Here is a 5,323-nt window from a genome sequence, read left to right as displayed (position 1 = left end):
GGTAAAGAAGATCAGATCTCCTGGCTGTGCTTCTGACTGGGATACTGGCGTACAAATGTTGTACAGTCCCTGTGCAGTCAGCCTTCCCGTATTTCTTACCCCGGAATGAACCAGACAGTAGCTGACAAATCCGGAACAATCGAATCCACTTGGGGAATATCCGCCCCACACATACGGTGTTCCAAGATATTTTGCAGCCTCTTCCAGTAAACGTTGCGCTGCTTCACTGGTATATTCATTACCACCAAAGCCTGTCCCTTCTCCTGTTTCCAGATAAAAGATCGGGTTTAACCGCTCTCCATTTTTCAAAAGTTCAATGTGAAGATGGCTTCCTGTAGAATTTCCGGTATTTCCTACAAGACCGATCTCATCACCTTTCGTGACGGATGCACCTGCAGATACACTCCGGCTGCTTAAATGTGCATACCGCAGTTCATAGCCTTTACTGTCCTTGATTACAACATAATTGCCATAGCTGTCGTTATAAGCAGAAGTTGTAACCGTTCCGGTCAGCCCTGCCATTACTTTTGTCCCTTCCGGTGCTCCGATATCCATACCATTGTGTAACTGATTTGCTCCTGATATTGGATGAATCCGATATCCATAATAGCTGGTCACACTGGAATACCAGTTAAAATCAACCGGTGTTGCAAACATCTGCAGGTTGCCTTTGGTATCGTTGTAGGCACTGAACAGTTCTTTCTGGAAAAATCCCAACCTGTCCTGACAGATTGACATCAGGTTTCCACTGGTCAATGTTACATTCAGCGTGTCCACATCTCTGATTCTGGTCACTTCGACTTCATTGCTTCCGTTATCATCTGCAAGATAACATTCCCAGGTCTGATGTCCATGTGCAGATGCTGCCGCATGACTGTCATAATAGACATCAAATTGTACACCGTATCTTGCGAAAGCTCCGGTATCTTCTACGGTATATTCGACACCATTCATAACTACCTTTGTTCCCATTGGAACAAACGGATTGGAAGCATCTACCGCTAAGGTATGATTGGCAGTTGGATATGCTCCACTGGCAGTCGGTCCTCCGCTCCAAATACCACAACAGATTGGACAGTTACAATATCCACTGGTCACAACCTGTCCCAAAGATTCTCCAACTCTTACTGTTGCTGTCTCCGTTACAGTCTCATTGACTGCTTCAGTAGTTAAATGATATTGCTCTGCAAACAAGGCGTCCAGCTCCGGCTTGACCTGTTCAAAAGTAAATTCTTCATACTTTGCAGACAGATAACTAATCAGGATAAACGGATCATGCTCAATAGGTCCGATGTTATATCGGTATTCCTCATGTCCTGGTTCTTCAGATTCCATATTGTTGATCCACTCCTGCAGATTAGCTTCCAGCTGTGTGTAATACAGTTCCGCTTCCCGGATTGCCTGATCCGATGACAGATAACTGGTTCCGGTGTAAGTGATCACATTTTGTAAAAACACTGCAGAGCATGACGTGACATTCGTTATGATCAGAAACATCAATCCGATCAGAACTGCTACACTGATATACACCTTCCGGTTTTCTTTAAAAAAGTTGGTGACTTTGCCGCCAATCTTCTTGATATAATCAATCGTACCTTTTGTAGCTGTTCCTACTGTCTGTTCACTTCGCTTCGCTTTGGCATAATCCCGTTTGATCTGTTGCTTCTGAATCTGTTTTTTCAGTTTCTTCTGTTCCTGACGGGCTGCCGCCTGTGTCTGTTTCTCTTCCTGTCTTTCAAGTCTGCTTCTTTTTCTGAATGCCCTCTGTTTCCTGCGTCTGGCACTTCTCTGTTCCAGCCGGTAAACACCTTCGCCGCTTTCTTCTAACTTATGGGCACCTTCTACCGCCGCATTATCGTCTTCATTTTTGCTGATCTCACGGTGCAATGCTGCGGAAGCTGCACTTCCTGCTTTCTTGACAACAGAAGTTTTTTCTGTTTTCACAGATTCCCCTTCGCCAAACTTCAAGCGGGATTTCTTCTTTCCAGGAGCTTCTCCATCATTTGCCTGATAGACCTGTGCCTTCTTGGAATGCTGCTTTGCTTCCTTCTTCTTTTTTGCTTCCTCATAAGAAAACTTTTTGGCTTTTTCCTTCTGTTTCTGATGTCGGAAATTGACTCCATCCGTATCCATCTGGTTCAATTTCTCCATATCTTTATCATTTTTCACAGAAGCACCAGTTTCCTCATAAGCAAACTTCAAACGCTGTTTTTGTTTTGGCTTTTTGCTACCACCGGTCTGATTTCTCCGGCTGTCTCCTCTGTTTTCTGATAGATCCGCACGTTTTTCTTTCAGTCTCCCTGACTGTCCGGCTTCGGATTTTTCTGCAAGTCTGGATTCTTTTCCGACTTCAGCACGGATTCTTTTTCTATTTTGCTGTTTTCTACTCTGTCCAAGATCCTCACTTTGCTTCTCTGCCCGTATCAGTTCCGGTGCATCTCTGGATTTTTGCACAGAGGGACGAATATTTTTCCCACTCCGTTCAGACTGGCGGGAAGACTTATCCACAAGGCTTACTTCTTTTTCCCCCTGTTTTCCTCCCATCTGCACATCACTGGCACGGTTACTGACACGAACAGAAGATTTATCCGTCAGGTTTTCTTCCACCAGACCATCCTTGGTCATTTTCTGGACTTTCTTATCCCTGACTTTCATTCTCTGTTCTGCCACTGATTACTCCTCCTTCTTCGGATACCCTTTCCCTGCCTGTAATAAACAAAGAAAAGCGATGCCAAATACAGCACCGCCACAAAATGTCAATCCATATGAAATTACCTGTAACATTGTTTTACTCCTCCTGTATTACCCTGCTTCGGCTGTTTCCTCCGGGCGGGTTGTCATAATCTTATAAAGGGAATTCTTCGGGAATCTGTCTACAAACGGAATAATCACATTTCCATAGAACAGAAGTCCTTCACCCTCATTACTGTTGGTTACATAAGACAGCTGGGTTGGTGAAATATTCAACTGTTTAGCCAGAATCTGCCTGTCACCGGATGCCTGGTTGAGCATATAGATAAAATCAGAGTTTTCAAAAATATTCTCGATTTCCCTGGAAGCTAAAAGATCCTTAATGTTCTGGGTAATTCCTGTCGGAATACCGCCCCATTTACGGAATCGCTTCCAGATTTCCACGCTGTAGGCTGCTGTCTGTTCTTCTTTTAAGAGAAGATGGAATTCATCCACATAGTAACGGGTGGATTTATGAGCGGAACGGTTGATCGTCACTCGGTTCCATACCTGGTCCTGCACAATCAGCATCCCGATCTTCTTCAGCTGTTTTCCAAGCTCCTTGATATCAAAACATACGATACGGTTGTTGATGTCCACATTTGTGCGATGATTAAATACATTTAGGGAACCTGTAACGTAAATCTCCAATGAAGTTGCCAGACGCTGTGCTTCCGGCTCTTCCTGTTTCCGCAACAGATTATATAAATCCTCCAGTATCGGCATCTTCTCTGGCACCGGATCAGCGAGATATTCCTGATAGACCAGCCGCACACAACGGTCAATGATCGTCTTTTCTACCGGTTCCAGTCCATTCTTTCCACCGACAATCAGTTCACACAGGGACAGAATAAAATCTGCCTTTAAGGACAGCGGATTATCTTCCTCTGAATAATTCAGGTTCAGATCCATCGGATTGATATACTGGTCTGATACCGGTGAAATCCGGATGACCTGTCCGTGCAGTGCCTGCACCAGTGGATAATACTCGGCTTCTGGATCACAAATAATAATATCGTCCTCCGTAATCAGGAAACAGTTCGTAATTTCTCTTTTTGCTGAGAAGGATTTACCGGAACCAGGTGTACCAAGAATCAGTCCATTCGGGTTCTTCAGACGCTTCCGGTCAACCATAATCATGTTGTTGGATAATGCATTCAATCCATAATAAAGAGCTTCCCCTTCCTGGAACAGTTCCTGTGTCGTAAATGGCACAAAGATCGCTGTTGCCGATGTGGTAAGCCCTCTCTGAATCTCAATTCGATTGACTCCCAGTGGAATACAGGACATCAATGCTGCTTCCTGCTGATAGTCCAGCTGTTTTAAGGAACAGTTGTATTTTTGTGCGATACCCTGTACCTGGAAGATATTGTTATCCAGCTTCTGACGCTTCTTTGCGGTATTCATCACCAACACTGTCACAAGAAACATACGCTCATTTCTGGACTGTAAATCTTCCAGCAGATTCTTTGCTTCTTCCCCGTAGGTCACAAGATCCGATGGAAGCACATCCATGTCATACCCGGAACGTACCGCCCGCTTCTGCTCTTCAATCTTCATCTTATCCAAATCTGAAATCTTGCTCTTGATCATCTTGATCGCAGAACTCTGGTCAATGGACTGGATATGAATATTGACATTGATGCTGTCATCCACATCCAGGAAATCTGCAAGCATCCGGTCTGTAAGCTCCGGTGCCAGGATCTGCAGATAACTCACGCTTCCCATGGTCTTTCCCATCAGAAATGTCTGATTCTTGGAAAAGTTAAAGGAAGTTGGTGCAATAAAGTCTTTGGTCTTTAATCCTGTTTCCGGCAGCATCTTGTACTGGAACTTAAATGGTTCAATCCGATCCTGGTTGAACACATGATACAGAATCTCCAGTCGCTCCAGACCATTTAAGGAATGTGCCTGTGCTCCCAGAACTTTAAAGTTGTTCAGGATATCGGCTTCAATCCTTTCAAGCCTTGGTCTTGCCACCTTCAGGCTTTCTGCTTCGATTCCAAAAGTGATATACTTGGTTTTCACCAGACCATTGTTTCCCTTGGAAAGCTGATTTTTTAACATGGTCCGGTACTCCTCACGAATGGCATTGAAGTCATCGTTCTGATCCGGAATATCAATACTTTTCTCAAATTCAGCCACATCCACCTGCTGATTGATAAAGGACAGCTGCACACTGATGGAAGAATCAAAGTAATTTAAAAAATCACAGTAATTCTCAAATATCGTGGTCTTATCCTCATTTAAAGCCAGCTGATAATTGATGTCATAAAACTGAATTGTCTTAGAGAAAAAGGTCTTTGTCACCTGGCAGATACCATCCTGCAGCATCCGAATATACGGAATACTCTGCTGTGCAGTTGTAGGAATGTTTTTCTGTTTCCTACGATCCCGTTCCTGCTTCTTCCTACGCTTTTCCTGTTCTCTTTCTTTTCTGCTTTTTTTGTTTCTTCTTTCCTGACGGTTTCTTTTTTCCGCCAGGGACAGACGCTCCTGCTGAGCCTCCTGCTTTGTCTTTTTTGCCATCCGGCACACCCTCCTTTTTTACAAGGGTGGAAATCTCCTGATAAAAATTTTCTGTCTTATATGG

Annotated in this window: 3 protein-coding genes; all 3 read right to left on the bottom strand. The window is 44.0% G+C overall.

From position 1 onward, the window contains the following. The coding region (locus OCV61_RS17915; RefSeq protein ID WP_158422894.1) for a CD1108 family mobile element protein at positions 1 to 2,655 on the bottom strand (2,655 nt) is incomplete at its 3' end. 18 nt (positions 2,656 to 2,673) lie between these two features. Beyond that, complete coding sequence (locus OCV61_RS17910) at positions 2,674 to 2,784, bottom strand: hypothetical protein (protein WP_023922645.1); 111 nt, start codon at positions 2,782 to 2,784, stop codon at positions 2,674 to 2,676. An 18-nt stretch (positions 2,785 to 2,802) separates the two neighbouring features. Next, the gene (locus OCV61_RS17905; RefSeq protein ID WP_027090295.1) at positions 2,803 to 5,259 is read right to left on the bottom strand and encodes a VirB4-like conjugal transfer ATPase, CD1110 family; all 2,457 of its coding nucleotides are present in this window, start codon (positions 5,257 to 5,259) and stop codon (positions 2,803 to 2,805) included. Between the last annotated feature and the right edge of the window lie 64 nt (positions 5,260 to 5,323).

This window comes from Blautia ammoniilytica (assembly GCF_025566965.1).
GTDB classification, from domain to species: domain Bacteria; phylum Bacillota; class Clostridia; order Lachnospirales; family Lachnospiraceae; genus Blautia_A; species Blautia_A ammoniilytica.
This window is presented reverse-complemented; position numbering and strand designations above follow the sequence as displayed.

What these genes read in the sequence shown, in the direction of transcription:
- OCV61_RS17910 (WP_023922645.1), bottom strand. Translation starts at nt 2,784, where the DNA reads ATGTTACAGGTAATTTCATATGGATTGACATTTTGTGGCGGTGCTGTA.
- OCV61_RS17905 (WP_027090295.1), bottom strand. Translation starts at nt 5,259, where the DNA reads ATGGCAAAAAAGACAAAGCAGGAGGCTCAGCAGGAGCGTCTGTCCCTG.